Source organism: Phycisphaeraceae bacterium (assembly GCA_020639155.1).
Classification (GTDB): domain Bacteria; phylum Planctomycetota; class Phycisphaerae; order Phycisphaerales; family UBA1924; genus JACKHF01.
This window is the reverse complement of the sequence record JACKHF010000001.1, coordinates 2,452,583-2,474,289: the sequence shown is the minus strand read 5'-3', so window position 1 is coordinate 2,474,289 and position 21,707 is coordinate 2,452,583. Positions and strand designations below refer to the sequence as shown.

The window sequence follows — 21,707 nt, the reverse complement described above, 5'->3', positions numbered from 1 at the left end:
CTAATTACGGCGCGAATAGGTCAACATGATACCATGAACACGCCCCTGCTTACTCTGGCCAGAAGTAGTTTACCGGGGCGAACCAGTGGGACTTTGGGTTGGATTCACTTGGATCTCGAACGAGCGATAGATCGTTTTTCCACCGGCCACAAAATCCCTCTCGTGCAGCGACAGCAGAGATAACCGCGTCACGCTCGTGTTCTGAAACATCTCCACACTCAATCCCATATTGATTACAGAATGCGCTCCATGTCACGTTCGTAGCCGACAAGAGGGCCTTTGGATGTGTTTCTGTGACATTGACGGTTGAAAACGTTTTCCGAACACGGTCGACAAGCAATACGCCCTGCACGAGCACAGCTCCTCGTAACGAGTTTGGTGCCTGCACATTTCCACCGCTCAAGCCATAACGCTTTCGAAGCACCGCATCGACTCTGCGCGCACCAGACTGCGCCGTTGACCACCAGAGAGGAGCATCAACACCGATGCCGTCAATGTGACGAATACCATACGATGCGAGCGATTCAACAGCTTCGTCTACCGAACTGACACACCAAGTGCGGGGAGACTGGTTCCCAACGATGAGTGCCAGTCCGAAGGCGTTCTTTCCGCCTGGGTCCGCGCCAACCCAAACCTGTGGCGTGGCATCATTCATTCTACCCGAAACACCTTCATGACCTCATCTCCGAGATGATTGATAACCTTCACCCCGATCCGCCCGCCCTTGGGTTTCTTGAACGGCCGTGACGTATCGCTGTTGAGCGTCGCCCATGCTTCCTCGTTGATCTCAGCCTTGAGTGTTGTCTTGAGTGCTTTGTATGGATCGCTTTGCCCGAGGAAGTACGCATGTCGGACAAAGAAGCTCTCCTCGTTGTAGTCGGTATCGATGAACCAGCACGCGATACCGTCGGCACTATCGCTCAGGACTTCACCGCTTGATGGGTGAAAGACATCTACACCGTAGAGTTCTACAAACAACTGCCCCTTCGGTACAGCTGGGGCATAATCAATGAGAACATTTGCACGATCCTTTTCCCGCTCAAGGTTATAAAGCTGAGTCTTGACAGCGGTTAGGCGTTCCACTTGGTCTTCTGTTTTATCTTTTATTCTTTTGATCGACTTCACATCTGTTTCCAACATCTTAATTGTTTGCTTTATCTCTGGGAGTCTGTCTTGACGTCGTTGTACTTCTATTTCGAGTGCTTTGCTACCCCCTTCATACACACCAATATCGGGCTCCCCGAAGATGACAAACAGGTTCCCCTTGCCCGTGTTCTTAAGTTCTCCGCCCATGTGCAGTTCGGCGTTCATTCTCGCTTTGAGAACCGGAATGCGTCCGAGCTTGCTGAACTCCGTCGCGTGCGCCTCGTAGCTGAACGCGCACGCGATGAGCACATCGAACCCGGCATCTCCCGCTTCGCGCGCTGCAGCCACCAGATCCTGTCTTGATACAGTGCCAAACTCGGGACCGATCAAAATCCCAGCACGCTTCTCGGTGTCGCTGTCAGCTTCAACGTACCTTCCCTCGGCACAGATGAAATGCCCCGGCCAGGGAGTGAGCGACGAGAACAAGATTCGATCTTCCTTGTGCGCCTGCTGGACGCCGGTGCTCCGAAGGTTTTCGAGCACCATCTCAACAAAGTCCACAGCATCCTCGCTGTCACCGGGTGTGCCCGTTGGCTTCAACGGATCGATCAACTCATCATCCTCGTCCACGCCGAGTGTGCGATGCGGGCTGATGCTCTCGACCGTGAACGGCCCAGCCACGCGCACCTTCTTCTTGTCCTCGTAGGGCTTGTCGTACAGATACTCGAAGTCAGCCTTCGCTGCGATGCTCGCGTCGATCTCCTTCTGGCGCGCAATGCGCAGCTTCCAGAACTCGTCAAGGAGTGTCTTGCACGCGCCTGGCCAATCCTCCGGTTGCTCGCGCGGGATCTCCCATTCCTGCAACTCCGCCGGAACATCGGCCGTGTACTTCTGTCTCTTGCGATACTCAGCAAGCCACTTCGCGGGGATCGCCCCCGTCAGCTTCTCGCGAACAGGCTGGAGCTTCGCCTCAAACTTCTCCCAGATGACGTCGATCTCTGCGTTGTTCGCGATCGCCTTTAGCCCAATATGCGGTACACGCTCATACACAAATCCGTGCCGGACATTTCCAGCATAATGTCGTTTCGCATAGCCCTCAGGCAGATCGCTCCGGGTGACCGCGGCTTCCTTTTCGACGCCGTCCTTCGAATCAGCCAGCAGAAAGAACGGATACCGAGCGCCCATGATCCGTGCGCGAGCGAGCGCAAGCGACACGCGCGACGTGTCAATGGTGATCCACCGCCGGCCCCATTGCTCCGCCACATAGGCCGTCGTCCCGGAACCACAAGTGGGATCGAGGACGAGGTCACCAGGGTCGCTCGCCATGAGCAAGCAACGTTCGATAGCCTTGGGCGAGGTCTGAACAACATAAACTTTCTGATCAGCAAATCCACTGATTGCGAGGTCGTCCCACAGCTCGTTTATCTCATAAACCGGGAAATCCGCAAGTTTACGGAGGTATCGCGGAGTGTTGCCTACAACCAAGAACCGCCCTGCACGTGATACGCGCGGGAGGTTGTCTGGCGACGGCTTGAATGGCTTTGTGAATCGTCTTCCGGCAAACTCGAAGTTGTATGCTGGCTTCTGAGATGTAAAATTGTCGTGGTACACTACTTCTTCTGCTGGAAGCTGTGAGGCAACTGAAAAGTCGACCTCGTGAAGATTGCCTAGCTCATCAAGCTTGTATCGAAACTGTGTCGCACCCGCCTCGCCTGGAAGCTTCTTCTTAAAGAGTGGTCGGAACTTCGTCCGCGATGCGTCTTTTCCGTACCAGAGGATATAGTCTCCGACCGAAGCAAGATGCTTCGCTGAAAGCCCGCCTGTCTTCTTGAACAGGATTAACCCAAGTCGGTTGCCTGGACCAAACACCTCATCGAGCACTGCAAGCACACGATGCACATTCTCGTCGCCAATCTGGACAAAAATAGATCCAGACTCATTCAGTAAATCATGACTCACGGTCAGCCGATCGCGCAGATATGTCAGGTACGTGTGGATCCCGTCGCGCCAGGTGTCACGGAACGCCTTGACCTGCTCGGGCTCGCGCGTGATGTGGTCCTTTTTGCCATCCTTCACGTCGCGAGAAGTTGTAGACCACTGGAAGTTCGAGTTGAACTTGATGCCGTACGGCGGATCGAGGTAGATGCACTGGACCTTGCCGCGCAGTCCCTCGCGCTCTGCGAGCGATGCCATGACCTGGAGTGAGTCACCAAGAATCATGCGGTTTGTCCAGTTGGCATCGTGCTGATAGAACTCGGTCTTGGCGTTGCCCTCGGGAACGCCGTTGAAGTCGGCGAACAGGTCCATCTGCGGCTCGGCATCGCGCTCGTCTGCTTCGGTGCGACGGCGCAAATCATCGACCAGCACCTTCGGATGGACCTTCTCCTGGATGAAGAGCGGCGGCGCTTGAACGACAAGATCGGACCAGTCCTGCTCGTCCTTGCCGCGCCAGACCAGCTGCGGGTCAAGATCGCGATTGCGCCGCTCGTACGCAACGCGGATGGGCGACTGGTGCTCGGTCGTCATCACGGACTGGTACTCGGCGGTCGGAATGTTCTTCCGCGACGCGTCATCGTGGGTGATCGCCTCGACCTTCTTTGGCGCGGTCTTCTTGCGGGTCTTTGCTGTGGTCTTTTTCTTGGCCATCGTCACACGTGTTCCTCAGTCTGTGCGGCATCCCGCAGTGTCAAAACCGCAGTATCGATCATCCGGTTGAAGTGTTCCTGAACCTTCGCCTCAAAGTCTGCCTGCATCTCGTAGACATCGACGAACTCTGCAAACGCCCACCGGCCGAAGGAACGCAGGTTGTTCACGCCGGGAACCCAGTAGTCGCGCATTGTGCCTGCCTTTTCTTTCGCGTCCTCGCGCCGATATCCCTTGATCTCGACCACAAGGTGCAGGAGGTTCGGTGTGCCGTCAGCGTTCGGTTCGTGCCCGTCGTCCACCAGCACGATAAAGTCGGGACGATACTTGCGTGACTCAGAGCCATAGCGATATGGCACTTCGAGGCCAAGGTTGTGGTTCTTAACGTATGCGACGACCTTCGGGTGCGCTTCTGCGACACGGCAGAACTCAGCCTCCCAGTCACTATCAAGAATCACCCAGTTGACGTGGCATCGCTGGGCACTGGTCTCCCATCGGTCCGTCTTTGAGGTGTTGAAGTTGACCAATGCAGATGACCCTGTCGGGTTGTATGGGTCGAGAACTGCCTTGATCGGAGTATCCCCGATGTGCTGCCTGACAATACCCCTGGTGATTCGCTCGCATGCCATGTCGGCAAGTGAGAGATACATGAGCTGAGCAGGGTACGTCTGACCCTTGCACACAAGATGATTGTCGAGCCACTGCTTGGTGACTCGCTTGAGTTGCCCGAAGAGGTGGAGCTTTGGATCTTCGCCTGGGTCACGCCACTTCGTGAAGAGCAATCGCTGGGTGAGATGGAACAGCAACGTCGATCGGCGAAGATCGCCTGTGTGGACGAGCGTGAGGTCTACACCTTCGCCGATGATCCCTTCGTTTGTTGTCACGGTGGGACCAACGAGCTCTGGTGTTAGTTCAAGTGTTGAATCGCTGTCAAACTTGGCAGTGAGTCGCTCTTCGGGAAGTTCTACACGATACCCCTCAACTCGCGGGAACGTGATCTCCAGTTGGTCGCGGTCGGGTCGAATGGCTTTCACATGCACTGTCGGTCGCGGTGGCTGCGGTGGTGCGACAACCGGCTTGGCATTAAAGTCGAATGGGATGCCGAGCACATCGGCATACTCAACATTGAACCGACCTTCTTCGTTGAGTTCATACGACTGACGACGGAGCGCCCGACCAATCACCTGCTCACAAAGCAACTGCGTTTTGAACGCACGAACACCGATTACATGGGTAACCGTGTTCGCATCCCAGCCTTCTGTAAGCATCGAAACAGAAACAACACACCGAATGGACTCACCCAGTCGCCCTTGCTTGCCCACGGTGTTCATGACTTCACGGAGTAAATCTTGGTCCGTAATTTTGTCGGCTGCCTTTCGGTCTCCGGTGCGCTCCACGATCTCGCGCCGGAAACGATCAATCTCATCGCTGGCTTTATCCCTGAAGTCTTTGTCGAGTGCTTCTCCTGACTCAAGCTGTTCGCTATCGATCAGGAGCGTCCGTGGCCGAGCAAGAGGATTACCATGCTCATCGGTGTTTCGGAACAAAGGTAGTCGACCCTCGATAAGCTGTTCCGTTCCATCTTCGTTGGGTTTGACAAAGCCAGAAATGAAATCGAAAACCAGCTTGGAAATCGCTGTGTTCTGGCAAACAACAATGAAACATGGCGGCACATTGATGCCTTCCTTCTCCCACAGTTCGTAGGTCTTGGCATAGTGCCCATACAAGGCTTCGAGTGCTGTTTGTAGTTTCTCCGGGATAGCAAGTGGATCGATAAAACCACTCGACCCACGGCCTTTCTTGGGCATCTGCTTGGCGATATGTTTCCACAGTTCGCGAAATACCGGCGTGTCTTCACCCGGAATGTTGTCTGCAACCGGGACGCGAGGGAGCTTAACGATGCCGCATTCGATCGCATCCATCAGTGAGAAGTCGTTTGTCGTCCACGGAAAGAGTGTGCCTTCCGCGTATCCGGACCCTCTCAAGAAGAACGGAGTGGCCGATAGATCAACCACGCGCAGCAGGCCGAGTTTGCGGCCTACAGCTTCGAGGCCAGAAATCCATAGGCGCGCGGCTTCTCGATTCTTGTCTGCCTCCCTCTTGTCGTCGCCCTTGAGCTCGTCCTCGTCTGTATCCCCAGGTTTCTCGCGATAACAATGGTGCGCCTCGTCGTTGAGGACCACGACACCCTTCATGCCCATCAAATCAGGCATGACCCGTTGCAGCATTTGCCCTTCAGTTTCAGTTGTTAGCAGCTCTTCGCCTCGCCCCTGGAGCAGCGCTCTGCCACCGCTTGATAACTGCATCGTTTCTCGCAGCTTGAAAGCGTGGTAGTTCGTAATCACAATCTTCGCTCGATCCAGATCGGGAAGCATGTCGTTGGGCACAAGCTCGCGACTCCTGTAATAGCTATCTGGGTCGTGCGGCTGAAGGACTCTAAGTCGATCTCGAATCGTCAACCCGGGCGCCACCACGAGGAATCCTCTAGTGAACCGGTTGCTGTTCGGCCGCCTGACGGCATTGATCGTCTGCCATGCGATTATCATGGCCATGACAGTTGTCTTGCCCGCGCCGGTGGCGAGCTTCAGTGCAAGTCGCTGCAAACCAGGGTTTGCTTGTTCGCTCGCGCATTCAAAGTGATCGAGGAAGAAACGGGCTTCTTTCCCAAGATGAGGAGCAACTTCACTAAGCCAAATCAACGTCTCGACGGCTTCTACCTGACAAAAGAATGGTCGAAGTGTGCTGAACACATGATGACGCCAGTGTTGCAATAGTCTTGTGGTCTCTGGTGTCACACGCCAGTCGTTTGGATTCTTCAACTGTCGCCACGCATCGACGCGAGAACGAACGTCGTTGACGATCGACATCGTCTCGTAGCGCTGCTCATCAGAGGACACTTCAGTGGCCTCATTGAATACCAACTCCTCTTGAGCAGCATTGCCACGTCGCTTCTTCGGCTTGGGAATTGGCGTGACGAACTCGGCTCGGCGTCGCGATTCGACAATGCGATTTGTCGGTTGGCCGTTCTCATCAAGTTCCCAATGGCGCAACGGATACTCGTAAGGGGAGTTGAGAATTGGTTGGTGAAAGAACTCGGGGGGCAAGTTCGCCTTCTTCCTCTGAACACGATGAGTGTTTCGGTTATGACGAGTTTAGCTATTCAACCCGCCGTGCAGTTCTGTTCGACATCATTCGAAGGAGATAACTCGGCCACCTCCCCGTTCTCCTCAAGTTGTCCCACTCCTGCGATGACGAATACACAAGATCAGAGCAGACGCGGCATGTAAGTGGCCCGTTCCAGTGAACCGCATAGAGATCGTTCCTGCGTTTCACGCAGACGGGGCACCGAAAGAACCAGCGAATCCCGTAGATGGGCCAAGGCACGGGTTCTACTTCAATCCGCCACCGGTAGTTGGCTGGTAGGCGATCAAGTAACCATGAGGCTGCCTCATCTGTCGGTTGTAAAGAAACCGAAACATCGGACCAAAGCGCACGGAGTACATGGGGTTCGCTCTCACCGAGTTCAGCGAGCCAAGCACGCATCTCGCATATTTCAAAAACGTAAGCGCATTCGTCCACGCGCCGCATCCGCTGATACGGCCGATTGGCTCTGTTGTAGTAATCTTCGCGACTCATTCGACACCCAAATTCATCGAAATCCATGGGAAAGAAACGGTTCAACGTGCGAACAATCTGATATTGAACACTCCGGAGGACTCAATGGATCGCACACTCGCAGACGAACTGGAGAAACTGCTCCCGCTCAAAGCTATTCCACTTGATCATGCGGTCCACCTCGTCGGCTGGAGTGTACTGGAGCAACTCGACTACATGCGCTGTGTAGAAGTGCGCATCATAGCGAAGAACGATGAAAGCGTTCAACTCGATTGGTTCTCTCCAGTGTTGCAGCCATCGAAAAAAGTGACGTGGGCAACATTGGACCACGCATCTGCCTTCGAAGCCGAAAAACTCAGATTGGAGATTCGTGTCAGTGACTGGGGGCGGTCAGCACTTTCAACACACTACGCGAAGGTGAATAGCGAAGCACAGCCCGGATATGAGAGATGGGATAGCGAATCTCCTGCTCCAGTTCGTAATCTCCACGAAGCGCTAGGGCGGCTAACAAACGGGTATCGGCGCGTGATCGAACGGTGCCAAGCCGTTGAAAAACGCTTTGAGCGAGTTCGGTCAAACGCATTTGTGCCCAGCATCCCTGCTCTTTTCTTGCCCGAGCAAATCACTGAGCGACGTTCACTTGAGCTCTTCATTAACGACATGCTTGCAATCACGACTTCTAGTTCAAAGTTGGCATGTCGGGATCTGCTTCGATGCCAGTTTGAAGTTCGGCGCACAAGGCAACTAAACGATCATGCACTTGTATGTCTTCGAGCCTTCAATATCCTAATGAACGGCGAGAATCACTCTGTGTTTAACTCCGATTGGGCCTTTTCAGTATCGAGGACTTTGAACCAGTTTGGAAAGTGGTTTCACAGGGAAATGTCGAATGACCTTCCTGAAGATCACCCCGATTTCTTCTCATCTGTGTCCGATGCGTTAGCAACGGCTGAACAGCAACTTCACAAGAAAATGTCTGATCTTCTTTGCCTGAAGCATCTCGGAGCATTCGACTTGGGTAGAAAAAGTAGCCAACCAGGCCGCTCTGCTGAAGGCTTACCCAATCAACACGAGTCAAGCTCGTCAAAACCCCGAAAGAATCGGACACAGGAAGAAAAACTAGTGGATGATGTGAGAATTGCCATGCATCTTCAAGCGAACCCTGATTGCACTCGCGATGATACAGCAACTCAACTTGGTATTACTCGATACAAGGTGAGCAAGTCCTCAGCATGGGAAGAACATCAGAACCGAAAACGACTAGCAAAGGCTGCGTCGCGAGCAAGGGGTCTAGGTGGGATTGGTGATCCGCGCATCGACTATGCCTACCGACAAAGCTGATTCTGCACTCTCGCCATCTTCATAGAGCGCCGGCGCTTCTCAAAAAAAACAAAAAACTTTCCCTGTCAATTGTTCGTTCTAGAGCAAATAAAGCTGTTTCTGGCCCTCAAGATTGGCGCCGGCGCTTTTTCATTTGCGCCCAGACTGCGTGTGAGTGAGGGGACTGCGGTGTTCGACATCGGTGATCGAACAGCAGAACTCCCCATGTGGAGCACACCAGTCATGAATGAGCAAGCCAATGACCTATGGACAGTATCTCGAATCGCTGAACACCTCAGCATTGGCAGGCATCGGGTCGAGTATGTCATCAAGACCCGGCGCATCAAGCCCATTGCCATCGCTGGCCCTGCCAGAGTGTTCTCGAATGCAGAGGTCGAGCGGATTCGCTTGGTTTTGGAACACATGACCACTAGAAGAGATGGAGGTCCTCATGCCGAATGAAGTCCACAGGCAAAGCATCCCCATGCCGGCAAGCTACAAGGGCGCAATAGATCAATCGAAGAATCATACCCAGCAGTTGCTCGTCGATTCAAAGACGGCTGCAGCAATGCTGTCGATCAGCGAGAGGACTCTGTGGTCTCTCAAGGACAAGGGCATCATTCCCAGTCGCAAGATCAACTCGTTAGTTCGATTCTACATTCCAGACTTGCACGCCTGGATAGATGCAGGATGTCCACGACGCAACTACTGGCAGCAGCCATCGCAAAGAACAGGGGGTTCCATTGGCCCCCATTGATATTGTTTTAGCTCGACTCAAGGCGACCGGGTGCAAGCCGCGAAAGTGCGGCAACCAATACCAATCGCTTTGTCCAGCCCACGATGATCAGAACCCATCACTCAGTATCGGGATTGGAGCAAATGGCGAGGTTCTGCTGTGCTGCCATGCAGGTTGTGCGTTGAAGGCAGTCATTGCTAGTCTGAACTTGACGGTTCAAGCTCTCTATCCCGATTCGATACTCAATGACCCGGTTGATTCGACTCAGCACTCGCGTTCAACGAACACCAAACGCCTCAAGGCACACTCGTCGCTGGAGCTGGCGATCGAAGAACAGCGATACGCCGGGTTCCCTGTCAGCACTTGGAAGTACTTCGATGACCAGCGAACACTCGTTGGAGCCGTTGTCCGATTCGAGCATGAGTCCAGCAAGAAAACCTATAGACCGTTCTATCGAAACTCAGAGGGACTTTGGGAAACCCGAGCAATCCCTCCGAAGCGCCCTATGTATCGTCTGCCAGAGGTGCTCAATCTTGATGTTGACAAAACTGTGTATGTCTGCGAAGGAGAGAAAGCGGTTGATGCAGCGGTAAGCTGCGGACTCGAAGCCGTGACAAGTGCCGGCGGTTCAAATGCTTCCAAACACACAGACTGGTCACCTCTCAATGGTCGTGATGTCGTCGTTCTCCCAGACAATGACCCGCAGGGATCCAAGTACGCAAGGGATGTTGTAATGTATCTGAAGGGTGCAGGTGCTCGATCGGTTCGCATCCTCGATCTCAGCCAGGTATTCGGCCCTTTGGAACCACATGATGACATCGCAGACATTGCCAAGCGGATCGACAGGCAAACCGTGCGAGACACAGTTCAGTTGCATCTTGCATCTAATCCGACCGTTGGGGAGCGCATCTCTCGGTGCGAGATCAGCACGACATGTATGGATAGTGTGACACCTCGCAGCATGTCATGGCTTTGGAAGGATCGTGTGATTCTCGGCGGTGTCACATTGCTGGTGGGCAAGCCCGGGGATGGAAAGTCCTTTGCGACTGCTGACATTGCAGCTCGCGTTAGTACTGGGCGAGACTGGCCCGATGGAACTTCGTGCCCACAAGGAGACGTTGTGTTCATTCTTGGCGAAGATCCCATCGACTCTGTGCTGGTTCCCAGGCTCTCGGCACAATCGGCAGAACTGTCGCGAGTACACGTTCTAGAAGGAACTCTGGAATACACACCACAGGGCGACTCTCAAGTGTCAATGTTCTCACTTGACAGCCTAGATGCGCTAGAAGAACAACTTGACAGGCTTCCGAATGCCAAACTCGTCATCCTCGATCCGGTCGGAACATTCCTTGGAACCGAGGTCGACGCGTATCGTGACAACGAAGTCCGAAGCGTCCTCGGTCCGCTTCAAAAGCTCGCCGAGCGTCGTGAGATTGCCGTTGTCTTGGTTGCTCATCAGCGAAAGAGCATGGCAACTCATGCAGACGATCTTGTGCTGGGCTCACGAGCGTTCACCGGGCTTGCTAGGAGTGTGCTGCATCTCGTTCGAGATCACGACGACAATGAGCGAAGGCTCCTTCTTCATGGCAAGAACAACTACGCGAAATCTCAGGGCGGACTGGCATTTCGACTTGATGAAGCGGATCCACCGACGCTCATTTGGGATTCCGGATTGGTTGAAATGACGGCGAATGAGTACTTGGCATCGCGACCAGTCGATTCGGAAGAGCGAAGTGAACAAGATGCTGTAAATGAATGGCTTTGGGATCTTGTGCAGTCGGGTGTCCGGCTGCGCGACGAGGTGGGAAAACGGGCGAAGGCTGCAGGAATCACGGCTCGGCGCATCACGAAGGCCATTAAACAGTTGAGATTGGTCAACAAACCGGGCGGAGTGGGAAAGCCCTGGGTGCTCTCACTCCCAGTCGAAGAGACATGATCGTCCCAGTCTGGCCAGTCTCAACATGTATTTGAAATCATGTGAAGACTGCAGAGACTGGATTTTTCACCCATCAAGCGCGATTCGATTTGTGGTTGAGTCTGAAGCATACCCAACTAAATAGTTGCAGTAATCGAATGAATAGTGTAGAGTAGCAGAATGACCGTTTCTGAGCAACTCCGGAATGCGATCGAGAACAGTGGCCTGTCCCGTTATCGCATCAGTCAGGATACAGGTGTTCCAGCAAGTGTGCTCTCGCGGTTTGTCGCGGGTGGGCACGGAATGCGGTCTGAGAACATCGACACACTCTGCAAGTACTTCGGACTTGAACTCAAGAAACGCTCGTCGAGAAAGAGGAACTGAACATGGCAAGTCTCATCAGAGATCCCAACGGCAGAAAACGAATCCAGTTTACTGATGGAGACAAGACTCGGCGAACTATTCGCCTCGGCAAAGTTCCAGTGAAGGCAGCGGAGTCCTTCCTCATTCGCGTGGAGGAACTTATTTCCAACAATATCGTTGGAAAAGCTCCAGATGCGTCGTTGTCTTCATGGCTGGCAGAGCTACCTGACTCCAGCTATGAGATACTCGTCTCAGTTGCGCTTGTCCCACGGCGCGAAGTCTCACAATCTCTTTCACTGGGTGAGCTGTTGTCCCGATTCTTTGAGACCGTCGACGTCAAAGACTCGTCTCTTGTGCGTATGCGGCAAGTAGAGAAATCCTTGAATCAGCACTTTGGTAACGATCACATGATCGAAGATACCACACTCGCGGATGCTGAATCTTGGCGAAAATCTTTGAAAGAGCATGGGTATGCAAATGCGACCATATCTCGCTATGTGAGATATGCGCGGCAGTTCTTTCGTTGGGGAATGGATCACAGCTACACAAAAGTGAATCCGTTTACCCAGTTGAAGGCTGGTACCCAGACCAACCCTGCGAGGGGCGTGTTTATTGATCAACAGAAGATTGCGCAGGTTATTGACGTCGCCCCAGATGCTGAGTGGCAACTCCTGATTGCTTTATCGCGATATGGTGGCTTGCGCGTCCCCAGTGAAGCACTCGAACTCAGATGGGCTGACGTGGACTGGGATCGTGAACGGATTCGCGCGCGATCGCCCAAGACTGAGCATCACGAGGGGAAGGGCGACCGATTTGTCCCCATTTTCACCGAGTTACGTGGGTATCTTCTTGAGGTGTTTGAACAGGCTGACACAGGCAACGAGTTTGTGATCTCTCGATATCGCAAAGGGGCAAATCTCAACACGCATATGCGCAGACTCATTCAGCGCGCTGGGTTGGAGCCATGGCCAAGAACATGGCACAACCTGCGAGCCAGCAGGCAGTCCGAACTAGCTTCCAGATTCCCACTCCACACCGTTTGTGCTTGGATGGGCAACACAAAGGCAATAGCGGCAGGCCACTATCTGCAAACCACTGATGCAGACTGGGAGCGTGCAACCGGTCGAGACGCAAATCCAAAGCTCAATCGAGCGTCAGTGGATAAACGCGGCGCGAAAAGCGGCGCACATGGAGCGCAAAAAGCGGCGCAGCACACAGCCGCAAGCCCTTGCGATGATTCGCAACATGTTATGCAAACTGACCGTAAACAAAGAGTTATGCGAGAATATGCGAAAGCTGGCGTAGATACACAAACCGATCCAATGGGCAGAGCCGGACTTGAACCGGCGACCCTCGCATTTTCAATGCGATGCTCTACCAACTGAGCTACCTGCCCGAACTGTCTTCGACCCAGCACGTGCTGAGCCGCCCCACTCCCACTGGAACCCAGCGGGCGCGGTCTGAACAGTACCAACATCGCCCCATTGGTCAAGCGGAATGGGTCTGATCAGTCGGGGATGTCCCTTATCGGCACGGCATCCAACGCAATCCACCAATACGTCGTACTATGAAGGCGATGGTCACCCAAGCGACTCCCACAGCCAATCCTGACTCCGTTCGCACAGTCCGCACAAGCCCACTGCTGCAGGTCCAGGATCTCAAGACCCATTTTCCGGTCCGCTCGGGACTGCTCCAACGGATCACTGGGTACGTCAAAGCAGTCGATGGCGTCTCATTCCACATCAACCAGGGTGAAACGCTCGGGCTTGTTGGCGAATCTGGCTGCGGCAAGACAACGGTCGGGAGATCCATCCTCAGACTCATCCCAGCAACCGGTGGCAAAGTCACATTCGATGGCAAGAGTGTCTTTGGGGCAACTGGCATGCAGCTTCAGTCTCTTCGCAGGCAAATGCAGATCATCTTCCAGGATCCCGCAGGTTCGCTCAACCCGCGCATGCGTATCGCCTCGATCATCGGCGAACCACTGATCGTCCATAAACTGATCGAATCGCGCGATGAGTTGCGTGCGAAGGTCGAGGAGTTGCTTGTCCGCTGCGGCATGCCGAAAGCAGCAGCAGACAGATACCCGCACGAGTTCTCGGGCGGCCAGCGCCAGCGCATCGGGATCGCCCGCGCCCTCGCGCTCAACCCCAAGTTCATCGTCTGCGATGAGCCCACCAGCGCACTTGATGTGTCCATCCAGGCACAGATCATCAACCTGCTGACCGATCTGCAGCGAGACTTCGGATTGAGCTATCTCTTCATCTCACACGATATGGCAGTCGTCCAGCACACATGCCAGCGGATCGCTGTGATGTTCAAAGGGCGCATCGTCGAAGAGGGCACGCGCGAAGACATCCTCAACAATCCACAGCACAAATATACACAGTCACTGCTGTCAGCGGTACCGAACGCCGATCCACGCACTGTGAAGAAACGCGTGATCTACTCTGCGATTGAGAACTGACCGGGTTGTTCTTCTCAGTCAGCAAAGAACCCGATGTCGAACAATCCAAGCCAGAGCAAGCCGACAACACAGGCATACACGAGCAGAGTGATCACAAAGCGAAGGACTGGCTTTGGGTTCCGTTGTGTCCACCCGCCATCGCGACCGTAAAGCATCGCAGCAACCAGCCCACATTGCACAATCAAGGCTGGGAGCAGCAAGCCGATGCCCGCGAACGCTAACCAGAACACCAGCGTCATGATGTTCAGCAGAGGCACCGAGGACAGATCGTCCGGGTATGGCTTATGTCCCAGCCACAAGTATGCCCATGCCCACACGAAGAATCCGTAGACATAAACCACAACTGGCAGGCAGGCAACCAGCCACGACGCAGTGCTGAGCCATCGAAAGAACCTGTCAGATCGAACGCTCCCTTCACCGAACGGGTCAACGCTCGTGCCACACTCCGGGCAGACAGTTGCCCCATCAAGCCCCGCAAGATTGTACTGGCAGACGTGGCAGTGCATACGGAAGCGTAGGAATACCCGCAAGGCGTTGAACCAATCCCGTACAGGCGGATTCAACCAGTATCATGAGAAACGCACGTCACGTCCGCTTACAGCAAAGTCTGACCACCTTTGTTCTGCTGATGGCAGTGGTTGTTTTTCCGAGTTGCACGCTTGTGCCCAGACTCAGGACAGAGTACCAGCGCGGCGATTTTGGACCGCCACCACTGTGGGAGCATGCAGTTGATCCCAGTGGCAACTCTGTATTCACCACGCTATCAAGTGACACGAAAGTTTTCGTAAGTGGACTGAAAACGCTACTTGAGCGTTATAGCCCGGTGGAGGATCCGCTTGCCAGCTTTCACATTATCAAAGGTAATGCCGTCGTTATGTATGGCAAAGGATCACTCAATGAGACCGCCACAGTTGCCAGATTCCGTCATGGTACATGGGAAATGTCTGATATGAGTAAGATTCGATACGAAGGCACGTTGCAACTGGATCAGTCAAGCGCAGACCTGCTCGTGTACGCAATCGATGAAAAGTACACGTTTTCTAACGAGAACAAGGGGTTATCATACTGGGTATGGACAAACACGAATGATCCCAAGCGTGCCGCACTCCCGGATAGACTGGCAACGCTGACCTCCTCCGGTGCTGGTACGTGGCTGGGGTATAACAACGGGCAGTTACTCTTTGGAACCATCGCTGCAAATGGGGAACTTGTTCCAGATTCGCTAGTGCTGCCGAAGCATGGGTCGTGGGGCCCAGATGTTATTAATGAAGCAGTGTGGCTCGATCGCGACTCGGTGCTTGTTCACGGCAATACCGTCGTAACAAGAACTGGTGATGAAATCACACTACCAATGTCACTCGCGACACAACCGCATCACCCTAGTCCACAACCTTGCCAACACATGCGAAGAGTCGTACTCATGAAGCGATCAAACGGAACAAAGTGCCTCCTTGTTTGGAAGCCAAACGCTGAATATGAAACCTTTGCTGTAGACTCCATGACTTGGGGTGTCTCTCCAGGTGGCCGCATTATTAGTACGTGGCAAAGCGCGAGTTTTCTTTCTGCAAATCTTGGGCATCCAGGGTACCAACGACTCATTTCGCTCGAAGGAGAATCTGACAAACCCCTGCTTGTTTCAAACTGGGAGATGTACACGTGGGCTGTCGAGTGGGACAACTGAGGTCTACTCCGAAAACATCGCTTCAACGAATGTCTCGGGATCGAACACTTCCATGTCGTCGGGTGTTTCGCCGGTGCCGACGAACTTGACGGGGATGTCCGTCGCATGCTTGATCGCAACTACAACGCCGCCCTTGGCTGTGCCGTCGAGCTTTGCAAGCACAATACCGGTCACGCCAGCAGATTCGAGAAATGACTCAGCCTGACGCAGCGCGTTCTGCCCCGCTGTCGCGTCAAGCACCAGCAGCACCTCGTGCGGCGCACCGTCGATCTTCTTCCCAAGCACATTTCGTACCTTGGTCAGCTGACGCATGAGAGGGTCCTGCGTCTGCAAGCGGCCAGCCGTGTCAACGATGAGATAATCAACCTCACGCGCGATCGCTGCCTGAACACCATCAAACGCGACCGCTGCAGGATCACCGCCCTGCTGACCCTTGACCACATCAACGCCGAGTCGCTCCGCCCAGATCTCAAGCTGTCGCACTGCACCCGCGCGGAACGTATCGCACGCTGCGAGCAGCACCGTGTTTCCCTCGTCACGCAGACGCTTGCAGAGCTTTGCAATACTCGTTGTCTTACCAGCACCATTGACGCCGGTCACGAGCACAACGGTGGGTCCATTTGCAATCTTTGCAATCGATCGATCGCGCTCAGGCCACATCGCTGCGATCTCGCGCTTGAGATATTCAACGGCATCCTCACCCTTTGCGAGTTGCTTTGCTTTGACCGCTTCGCGCAGTCCATCGATCAGCTTTGTTGTTGCCTCGCGCCCAACATCAGCTTTCAGCAGCAGCGTCTCGATCTCATCAATCAGCGCAGCATCGAGTGTTCGACCGGCGACAAGCGAACGCAGACCGCTCACGAACGTTGTCCGCGTCTTGCTCAAACCCGACTTGAGCTTCCCCAGTGCCGATCCGATCAAACCCACAACCACTTCCTTTCAGCCTGAGACGCTCGATTCAGATGCAGGCAATCGTCCGAGATCCCTCGCAACCTTGTCAAGCAGCGCGTTGACAAACGCAGGCGACCGTTCCGTGCCAAATGTGCGCGACATCTCGACAAGTTCATTGATGACGACCGGTGCCGGCGACTTTGCCTGCGAGAGCTCATATACCCCAAGACGCAGGATCGCACGATCCACCGCTGCCTGCCGCGGCGCGGGCCAGTCTGGCGCGAGCGCCCCGGTGATTCGATCAGAACGCTCACGCGCATCAAACGCGCCGCAAGCCTGCTCAATCGCACGATTCACCACACGATCAGGAAACTCGTCAGGAAACTCCATCGCGTCGTGCGGCAGCAGCACATCCGATGGAAACACGTCACCCGCTTCTTTCGCGGGATGCTTCGCAGCATCACGCAACGCAGTGTCATCAATGTCAGGCTGCGCATCGAGCAGGAACAACAGCCGCATCGCGACATACCTGACCCATTGTGTTTGTGTTGTCTCCTCGCTCACGCAACTCCCTTGTCTGGTGCATCAAAGTGTCTTGTCGAACATTGCTTGTACCGTCGATCGCTGCTCACCTCTGTCGATAGCTCGCATCGTCGCGATCGTATCGAGCAGCGCAGCCATCGACTCTGCTCCCTTGTTTCCCTTCGAGCCGCCTGCACGATCCTTGGCCTGCTGACTGTCGAGCACAGTGAGCACACCGAACGCGATCGGCACGCCCGTCTGAAGCTGGGAATGGAGCAACCCCTGTGCGATCGCATCAGCAATGTGTCGATCGTGCCAAGTATCACCCCGAACAATGCACCCGAGGGCGAGCACACCATCGACCCGTTCGCTCATCGCCAGCCGATCAGAAAGCATCGGAAGCTCGTACGCTCCCGGCGCGTCGTACACCTCGATCGAATCGCGCTTAACACCCCTGCTCTCGGCCTCACCAATCGCCGCAGCCAGCATCGCGCCCGTAATCGTGTGGTTGTACCGGCTGACGATAATGCCAACGCGTATCGGATTGCCGTCAGAATGTTGCTGCTGTTGCATCATCAAGGTCGATCGTAGACCGAAACACCAACAGGTCACAAACACCGTGATTGACCATTTGCGTATTTGACCAGTTTGCCAGCTCACAGCATCTACCCTTGTGGATGGCTTCCTCCTTCGCCACCATGACCCGCCGAACGCTGCTCCGCCTGAGCCCGGCCCTGCATATCGCGCGGGTCACATGGGCGTTCTCAGCCGTCGCCAACGCATGGCTAGTCGTGCTGTGGACAAGGGCTGTCCCACAGGAGCCGGCCTCAACTGCACTGGGAGAGCAGCATCTCTCCGTGCTGCTCCTTGCGAGCGCCGGGCTCTCACTCGGATTGTTCTGCTTCGGCACAGCGATCAACGACATTGTTGATGCACGCCGAGACAGGTTTCTGCATCCACAGCGTCCCATCGCCTCGGGCAGCGCCACATCCAATCTCGGGCTCGCGATTCTGACACTCTCACTGCTCGTCGCGATTCTCTCTTCACTCGTCTTTGGTCCAGCGTCGGTTGTGCTCACCGCGTTGATCGCTGCGGGCATCCTGCTGTTCAACCTCACACTGCGATTTATCCCCGCTTTGGGTCTGCTCACGCTTGCGTTGATCCACGCTGTCCACATGCTTGTCCCAAATATGAAACTCGTCTTTGTGTGGCCGCTCCTGCTTGTGTTTACCCACGTGACCGCAGTCGCATGGATCCAGCATCTGGTCGCAAACAAACTCCCATCGATCAGCAAGCGTGCCATGGCGTTCACCGTGCTCGGATGGACGATCGTCGGTATCGGAATTGTTGGTCTGTTTACCTATCGCGCAGAGGAACTCGCCAACGACACGTTCTTTCTTCCTGCGTGGGTGAATCCACTTGCGATCGTCTTCCCCATGCTGCTTGCAGCTGCGTTTCCGATCTTTGTTATCCGCAAGATCAAGCAGCATGGATACACCAAGCGTGCCGCCGAAAAGATCGGCCGGTACGGATCGATCTGGATGTCACTCTACGGCTGCGCGTGCCTGCTCGGACAGGGCGCGTACAAGCCCGCGCTCATTCTTGGAAGTCTCACGCTCGCGGGGCTCATGGGCATGACCGTGCTGCGTGAGCTCTACGGGTTTCTCGAACAGCCCGTCGGTTTCAGACGGTAGTTACGGCTTCTTCGCAACAACATGAAAAACGTGCCAGTGGACGGGCTGGCCGAGCACATCCTCGCCGTCCTTTTCCGCTTCGTCGTAAAGCTCTATGTCGAGTCCCTCCAGCAGCACATCGACCTCTCGCTTCGTGTGATGTGTGCGTCCATCAATGCTCGCCCACGAGTGCCGATCACCAAAGAACTGCCCAGCAAACCGCCCGCCCGGCATGATCGCATGGCGAATCCGTTCCCAGAGCCCATCAAAGTGTGCTGGTTCACAGAACGGCAGACAAAAACTCGCGTTAATCAGCAATGCTTGACTCGGCTGATACGTTTCCATCGCGGACTGCTCGAACGTGAATCTATCAGTATCAACACCACACGCCCGTCTCATCTCGTCAAGATGGTCCATCGCTTCTGGATGCCCGTCGATCGCGTGTACACGCCAGCCGCGTCGCAGCATCTCCGCGCTGTCGCGGCCTTCACCCGCAGCAATATCAATAGCGAGCCGCTGATCGATCGGTGTGCGTTCTGCATCAAACCGATCAAGCGCAAAGAGCAGCGTATCTCTCGGTGGCTTGCCCTTGACAGCTGCGAAGTACGCAGGCCAGTCGCGCTGGCTGGCTGCGGTCACAGCGTCCTTCGGCTGTGTGTTGGTTGATCCGTTCTGCTGCTGATCGTCCGAGTCCGTCATACGCTCATGGTATGGACCGCACGCTGCGAGGCTTTGTCGAAAAACTGGATCGATCGGGCGAACTCGTGCGCATCAAAGCCGAGGTTGACCCAGTTCTGGAAATCAGCGCGATCGCGGATCGCATCTCAAAGCAGCCTGCGCCGTCACTGCCCGCGTCCTCCACGCAGCGTATCGATCCGAACCATGCCCATCTCGGCGGCCCTGCTCTGCTTTTCGAGAATGTGAAAGGATCCAGTTGGCCCGTCCTCATCAACGCACTCGGGTCATATCGTCGCGTCGAGATGGCGATGCAGTGCGAAGCAGACGGCATCGAGTCCATCGCGCACACCATCGGCTCGCTTGTCAAGCCGCAACTCCCCCGCTCATTCGGTGAAGCGATCGAAAAACTGAAGCAGTTCGCGCCGCTCGCGAAGATCGGGCCGAAGACACAGTCGCGCGGCATTTGCAACGAGGTTGTGCTTACTGGATCACAGATCGATCTGACACAACTCCCATTCATCAGATGCTGGCCGCTTGATGGTGACTTTGTTGCGTTCGGGTATCCAGCGGATGTGAACGCACACATCCCCGAACTCTCAACCGGGGATGCATGGAACGAGCGGTTCCGCGGCAGGTATATCACGTTTGCGGGCATCCACACCATCCATGCTGATGATCGCGATGATCCCAAGCCGGCATCGCACAACATCGGGATGTATCGTGTGCAACTGCTCTCACCGCGCCACATGGCGATGCACTGGCACGTCCATCACGACGGCGCTGCGCACTGGCGTTCGTGGAAGAAACTCGGCAAGCCAATGCCCGTCGCGATTGCGCTCGGCGGCGAACCGATCCTGCCGTATGCTGCGACCGCGCCGCTCCCACCCGGGATCAGTGAGTTATTGATGGCTGGGTTCCTCAATCGCAAGGGCATTCCGCTGGTCAGCTGCAAGACCGTGCCATTGCGAGTTCCAGCGAACGCGGAGATCATCATCGAAGGCATTGTGTCGCACGAGGCTGGCCCCATCGGCTGGGATCCGAACACCACAGACGAACCCTTTGGAAACGGCGCTGTCTTTGAGGGGCCGTTCGGCGATCACACCGGGTTCTACTCGATGCCCGACAGGTACCCTGTCCTCACCGTCACTGCGATCACACATCGAAAGAACCCGATCTATCCCACCACGGTTGTCGGCATGCCGCCGCAGGAAGACTACTTCCTCGGCAAAGCCACGGAACGTCTGTTCCTGCCACTGCTGAAAGTAATTGTTCCGGACATCGAGGACTACGACCTGCCGATGTTCGGGGCGTTCCACAACTGTGTGTTCGTGAAGATCAAGAAGCAGTACGCATTCCACGCCCGACGAGTCATGCATGCAATCTGGGGTGCCGGGCAGATGGCATGGACAAAGTCCATCTTCGTTGTTGACGAGGATGTTGATGTCCACGATCATATCGCTGTGCTGAAAGCGTGCGCTGCGAACTGCCATCCAGTTGCAGACATTGAGACCGTTGTCGGCCCTGTTGACATTCTCGATCATGCAGCACCCGTTATTGGTGCGGGCACAAAGATCGGATTTGACTGCACCCATCCGTGGCAGGATGAACGAGCACTCTCCGGCATATCAAGCCCTCACACGCCACGGATCTTTGCAGCAGGCGATCAGCGAGAACATTCGCTTCACACCATCACGCAGATGCAGGGTGTTTCCAGCGCCTCATCGCCGGAATCACTCCATGGCTGGCTCTTTATTTCGACATCTCAGGCCAGTGCAGATGAGATTCGCAATGTTGCGCACCGCGTCACCGACCCGTCACTCTGGGGCAACCACCCGCCAGCATTCGCTGTCATTGTCAGCGATGCAGGGATCTGCAAAGACACCGACCGGGCTTTGTTTGAATGGGTCGCAAACTCCGACATGCAGCGGGACCGCATCATCACACATCACGATACATCAGAGCACAGCTGTGTTGTGTTCGACGCGACACGAAAGTCCGAGGGCACACGGAATGGATTGCCCGTTCGTCATTGGCCAACACAGGTTTGCTTTGACAAGGCAACACACGAGTTGCTTGATCGGAGATGGTCAGAATATGGGCTGAATCAATAAATCTTG

General features: G+C 55.0%; 16 protein-coding genes, 1 tRNA gene and 1 pseudogene. 9 read left to right on the top strand and 9 right to left on the bottom strand.

Annotated features, from left to right (window positions below):
• Positions 1-49: 49 nt before the first annotated feature.
• From H6815_10430 to H6815_10420, 3 genes are read right to left on the bottom strand one after another with little or no spacing between them, the layout of a single operon-like run.
• Positions 50-655: a DUF429 domain-containing protein gene (locus tag H6815_10430; protein ID MCB9860854.1), complete on the bottom strand. Its 606-nt coding sequence runs from the start codon at positions 653-655 to the stop codon at positions 50-52.
• The gene (locus H6815_10425; protein ID MCB9860853.1) at positions 652-3,732 is read right to left on the bottom strand and encodes a site-specific DNA-methyltransferase; all 3,081 of its coding nucleotides are present in this window, start codon (positions 3,730-3,732) and stop codon (positions 652-654) included. The genes H6815_10430 and H6815_10425 overlap by 4 nt, the downstream gene beginning before the upstream one ends.
• Before the next feature lie 2 nt (positions 3,733-3,734).
• Positions 3,735-6,833, bottom strand: a complete 3,099-nt coding sequence (locus H6815_10420) for a DEAD/DEAH box helicase family protein (GenBank protein MCB9860852.1) — start codon at positions 6,831-6,833, stop codon at positions 3,735-3,737.
• 616 nt (positions 6,834-7,449) lie between these two features.
• Between H6815_10420 and H6815_10415 the strand changes: the two genes are divergently transcribed.
• From H6815_10415 to H6815_10395, 5 genes and pseudogenes are all read left to right on the top strand, one after another.
• Entirely contained in the window at positions 7,450-8,685 is a 1,236-nt protein-coding gene (locus H6815_10415; protein ID MCB9860851.1) for a hypothetical protein, read from the top strand.
• Between the two features lie 430 nt (positions 8,686-9,115).
• Entirely contained in the window at positions 9,116-9,421 is a 306-nt protein-coding gene (locus H6815_10410; GenBank protein ID MCB9860850.1) for a helix-turn-helix domain-containing protein, read from the top strand.
• A gap of 187 nt (positions 9,422-9,608) precedes the next feature.
• Positions 9,609-11,336, top strand: coding sequence for an AAA family ATPase (locus H6815_10405; GenBank protein MCB9860849.1), 1,728 nt, complete (start codon positions 9,609-9,611; stop codon positions 11,334-11,336).
• A 159-nt stretch (positions 11,337-11,495) separates the two neighbouring features.
• The gene (locus H6815_10400; GenBank protein MCB9860848.1) at positions 11,496-11,699 is read left to right on the top strand and encodes a helix-turn-helix transcriptional regulator; all 204 of its coding nucleotides are present in this window, start codon (positions 11,496-11,498) and stop codon (positions 11,697-11,699) included.
• A gap of 2 nt (positions 11,700-11,701) precedes the next feature.
• Positions 11,702-12,769, top strand: a pseudogene (locus tag H6815_10395) (site-specific integrase).
• Between the two features lie 232 nt (positions 12,770-13,001).
• Here H6815_10395 and H6815_10390 read toward each other — a convergent pair.
• A tRNA-Phe gene (locus H6815_10390) sits at positions 13,002-13,074 on the bottom strand.
• Positions 13,075-13,254: 180 nt separating this feature from the next.
• Between H6815_10390 and H6815_10385 the strand changes: the two genes are divergently transcribed.
• On the top strand, positions 13,255-14,145 hold the full coding sequence (locus H6815_10385; protein MCB9860847.1) for an ABC transporter ATP-binding protein: 891 nt from the start codon (positions 13,255-13,257) through the stop codon (positions 14,143-14,145).
• Between the two features lie 14 nt (positions 14,146-14,159).
• Here the strand turns inward: H6815_10385 and H6815_10380 are convergent, their stop codons facing one another.
• Entirely contained in the window at positions 14,160-14,651 is a 492-nt protein-coding gene (locus tag H6815_10380) for a hypothetical protein (GenBank protein ID MCB9860846.1), read from the bottom strand.
• 443 nt (positions 14,652-15,094) lie between these two features.
• Here H6815_10380 and H6815_10375 point away from each other — a divergent pair, with 443 nt between their 5' ends.
• Entirely contained in the window at positions 15,095-15,826 is a 732-nt protein-coding gene (locus H6815_10375; GenBank protein MCB9860845.1) for a hypothetical protein, read from the top strand.
• 3 nt (positions 15,827-15,829) lie between these two features.
• Here the strand turns inward: H6815_10375 and ftsY are convergent, their stop codons facing one another.
• The 3 genes from ftsY to H6815_10360 are packed head-to-tail and all read right to left on the bottom strand — an operon-like array spanning position 15,830 to position 17,815.
• Positions 15,830-16,744: a signal recognition particle-docking protein FtsY gene (gene ftsY, locus H6815_10370; GenBank protein ID MCB9860844.1), complete on the bottom strand. Its 915-nt coding sequence runs from the start codon at positions 16,742-16,744 to the stop codon at positions 15,830-15,832.
• A gap of 21 nt (positions 16,745-16,765) precedes the next feature.
• Entirely contained in the window at positions 16,766-17,281 is a 516-nt protein-coding gene (locus H6815_10365) for a transcription antitermination protein NusB (GenBank protein ID MCB9860843.1), read from the bottom strand.
• Positions 17,282-17,302: 21 nt separating this feature from the next.
• Entirely contained in the window at positions 17,303-17,815 is a 513-nt protein-coding gene (locus H6815_10360) for a 6,7-dimethyl-8-ribityllumazine synthase (GenBank protein MCB9860842.1), read from the bottom strand.
• 101 nt (positions 17,816-17,916) lie between these two features.
• Between H6815_10360 and H6815_10355 the strand changes: the two genes are divergently transcribed.
• Complete coding sequence (locus tag H6815_10355) at positions 17,917-18,933, top strand: hypothetical protein (protein ID MCB9860841.1); 1,017 nt, start codon at positions 17,917-17,919, stop codon at positions 18,931-18,933.
• Here H6815_10355 and H6815_10350 read toward each other — a convergent pair whose 3' ends face one another.
• On the bottom strand, positions 18,934-19,611 hold the full coding sequence (locus H6815_10350) for a class I SAM-dependent methyltransferase (protein MCB9860840.1): 678 nt from the start codon (positions 19,609-19,611) through the stop codon (positions 18,934-18,936).
• Between the two features lie 11 nt (positions 19,612-19,622).
• Between H6815_10350 and H6815_10345 the strand changes: the two genes are divergently transcribed.
• Positions 19,623-21,701: a UbiD family decarboxylase gene (locus H6815_10345; GenBank protein ID MCB9860839.1), complete on the top strand. Its 2,079-nt coding sequence runs from the start codon at positions 19,623-19,625 to the stop codon at positions 21,699-21,701.
• Positions 21,702-21,707: the final 6 nt, after the last annotated feature.